The 3421-nt window shown below is 69.9% G+C and carries 2 protein-coding genes and 1 pseudogene; 1 reads left to right on the forward strand and 2 read right to left on the reverse strand.

Annotated features, from left to right (window positions below; all coding sequences use genetic code 11):
• Both UK23_RS39245 and UK23_RS39250 read right to left on the reverse strand, forming a co-directional pair.
• A pseudogene (locus tag UK23_RS39245) lies at positions 1-621 on the reverse strand (helicase); the annotation flags it as partial.
• Positions 622-711: 90 nt separating this feature from the next.
• Positions 712-1965, reverse strand: a complete 1254-nt coding sequence (locus UK23_RS39250; RefSeq protein WP_196778083.1) for a cytochrome P450 — start codon at positions 1963-1965, stop codon at positions 712-714.
• Positions 1966-2112: 147 nt separating this feature from the next.
• On the opposite strand from UK23_RS39250, the gene UK23_RS39255 reads away from it, so the two are divergent.
• Entirely contained in the window at positions 2113-3402 is a 1290-nt protein-coding gene (locus UK23_RS39255; RefSeq protein ID WP_082115338.1) for an FG-GAP repeat domain-containing protein, read from the forward strand.
• Positions 3403-3421 lie beyond the last annotated feature (19 nt).

The following is a 3421-nucleotide window of genomic DNA, read 5'->3' on the forward strand; positions in this document are numbered from 1 at the left end:
GGCGACGCGGTGCAGCGCCACGACGGTCTTGCCGGTGCCGGGGCCACCCTCGATCACCAGCACACCGGGGTGGTCGAGCCGGATGATCGCGTCCTGCTCGGCCTGGATCGTCGCCACGATGTCGCGCATGCCCTCGCCGCGCGGCGCGTTCAACGCCTCCAGCAGGGCCACGTCGCCCTGTTCCTCGCCGAGCTTGCCGAAGACCTCGTCGGTGAAGCCGAGGACGTCACGGCGGCGGGTGTGGAACTGGCGGCGCCGCGCCATGCCCTCCGGCCGTGCCCCGGTGGCCGTGTAGAACGGGCGCGCCGCGGGGGCGCGCCAGTCGAGCAGCACCGGTTCGAAGTCGTCGAACTCGTCGAACAGGCCGATCCTGCCGATGTAGGACGGGTCGCCGTCGACGCTGTCCAGCCGGCCGAAGCACAGCCCGTAGTCGGCGACGTTCAGCCGCTTCATCTCGCGGTGCCGGGCCCGCACCTCGTTGTCCCGTTCCATCGCGGTCTCGCCGGTGCCACCCAGCGCAGACTGGTACGCCGCCTTCACGCGCGCGCGTTCAGCGTCGAGCCGTGCGTAGAGACCGGCAACGTAGTCGCGTTCGGACTGCAGTTCTTCTTCGTACCCCACGTGCTCCCCACAGCGCCCTTGTTCTGCTTGAGGCGATGAGTGTGAACGACGCCCGGGGTCTTGTGGCAAGGCCCCCCACCTGCTATACGGTTAAGTGGGAGAAAACTGCGGGAGCCTTTTCGCGTACGCGACCCGGCAGGGGCGCCGCGGCCAGTTGCTCCGATGCCCCCTCACCGCCACCGGATCTCCGTCCAGCAGCCGCATCTCCAGGTGTTCGGCGAGCCGCGTGATCACGACCTTCATCTCCAGCTGAGCGAAGTGTTCGCCCAGGCAGCGGTGGATGCCGCCGCCGAACGCCTGCAGCGCCGACGCCGGTTCGGTCAGGAACCGGTCCGGCCGGTACTCACCCGGATCGCTGAACACACCCGCGTCCCGGTGCGACACCCCGGGATGCAGCATCACGGCCGCGCCACGAGGTATGACGTAAGTCTCATGTGGAATGTCCACTGTGGCCACGCGGGCCAGGAACGGCGTCACCGGGTGCAGCCGCTCGGACTCCTTCAGCGCCCGGCCGAGGAACGCCTCGTCGTGCACGCGTGCCAGCTCGTGCGGGTGGCGCAACAAGTCGATCAGCGCCCAGCACAGGTGCCCGGTCGTGGTCTCGTGACCGACCCACACGAGCATGACCACGAGGTCGGCCAGCAGGTCGTCGTCCCGCAACGGCGCGTTCGCCATCAACTCCAGGAAGTCCGGTTCCTCCGCCGGGATCGCCCGCCGCTCGGCCACCAGCGCCGACGTGATCCGCCGCAGCCGGTCGCGCGCACGGTGGCTGCGCAGCAGATGCGGCGCCGGCACCCAGCCGGGCAGCAACGGGTCCATGCCGTCCGCGAACGCCCGGAACTCGCTCTGCAGCCCGCGGAACCGCGACGCCGCGTCGTCGCCGAGGAAGAGCGACGTGGCGATCTCGATCACCAGTGGCCCGAGCAGGTCGGTCGGCTCGAACGTGCCGGCGTCCGGCAGCGAGTCGATGAGCGCGGTCGTCCTGCGGTCCATCTCCGCGACGTGCCGCCTGACCCGGCCGCCGCGGAACTGGGGCGCCAGCACGGCCCGCTGGCGCAGGTACTCCTCGTGCTCCGCGAGCCAGAAGGTGTTGTGCACGAACATGTGCTCGAGGAACCGGTAGGCCTCGCGGATCGAGAGCCGCAGCGCGTCCGACTCGGCGTGGAAGAACTTCGCGTTGTCCTGCCCCAGCAACACGACCCCCGGTCCGCCCGGCAGCCGCACCGAGAACATCCGGCCGTGCTCGGCGTGCCCGCGCCGCACCAGTTCGCCGGGGTCGCGCAGGAACTCCCGGGTGTGGCCGAGCAACGGGCGCGCTCCGGAAACCGTCGGGGGCAGGGTCACCACCGGTGTATAGCGCCGCGATGATCGCCCGGCCAAGGAGCGGAACGGGAGCCGGTCGAGACGTGTGGAGCGCGTGTAGAGGCCGTGTAGTCCGCCTGCCCAGGCTCAGCGCCAACCACTCGACAGGGGAGACCTACCGTGAAGAGGATGCTCGTGGCGCTGAGCGCCGCTGTTATCTCGTTAGCGCTCGTTGTGCCTGCTTCCGCCGCACCGCCGACGCCCGCGTTCGGCGCGGCGATCGACAAGTACGCCACCTACGTGGGCCAGACGACGTGCGACCCGGACGCCAAACCGGGCGTGATCGGCTTCCGCGACCTGCTCAAGGCCGAGTACGGCCGTGCCGACCTCGGCATGGTCCGTGCCTGCGCCTCTGGCGGCCAGAGCGAGCACAAGGAAGGCCGCGCGCTCGACTACCCGTTCAACGCCACCAACTCCACCCAGGCCGCGCAGGCCGCCGATGTGATCAACTGGCTGCTCGCTACCGACCAGTACGGCAACAAGCACGCGCTGGCCCGGCGGCTCGGCATCATGTACATGATCTGGAACCACAAGATCTGGAAGGCCTACGAGGCCTCTTCGGGTTGGCAGGCCTACAACGGCGAGTCGCCGCACACCGACCACATCCACTTCAGCTTCAGCTGGGCGGGCGCGCGCAAGCAGACGACGTGGTGGACCGCGGCGCGCGGCCTGTCCGCGGAGAGCGTGAACGGCGACCGCTACGACGACCTGCTCGCCGTCGGCCCGGACAACACGATGCGCCTCTACCCCGGCACCTCGACCGGCAGGTTCGGGGCGTCTGTCGAAGTGGGACCGGGCTGGTCCGCGTCGTTCAACCGGATCGGCGTGGGCGACACGAACGCCGACGGCTTCGCGGACATCATCGCCACCGACACCGACGGCTCGTTGCACTACTGGCACAACTCGGGCCGCGGCACGTTCACCAAGCTCGCCAACTCCGGCTCCGGGTGGCAGACGCTGGAGTGGTTCGCGGTGCTGGACGTGAACGGCGACAACCGCGCGGACATCGTCGGCAGGGACGGCGGCAAGCTCTACTGGTACCCCGGCGAGGGCTCCGGCAACTTCTCGGCGCGGATCTTCATCGGCGAGGGCTGGGCGACGTTCCCGCGCTTCGCCGGTGGTGACGCCGATGGTGACGGTGACGGCGACCTGTGGGGCGTGAACACGGCCGGTGAGCTGTTCTTCTGGGAGGGCAACGGAAACGGCACCTTCTCCAGCGGGCGTCAGGTCGGCTCCGGGTGGGCAGGGTTCTCCGGTCTCAACGTGCTCGACGTGAACGGTGACGCCAAGGCGGACGTCGTGGCGGTGCGGGCCAGTGACGCGACGTTGTGGCGGTGGGGCGGCGAGGGCGACGGCACGCTGTCCAGCGCGGTGCAGGTCGGCTCCGGGTGGAGCGGATTCCGTCCCGCGAGCTACTAGCGGCTCCCGGGGGGGTTTC

It is taken from the genome of Lentzea aerocolonigenes (genome assembly GCF_000955955.1).
In the GTDB taxonomy this organism is placed as follows: Bacteria; Actinomycetota; Actinomycetes; order Mycobacteriales; family Pseudonocardiaceae; genus Lentzea; species Lentzea aerocolonigenes_A.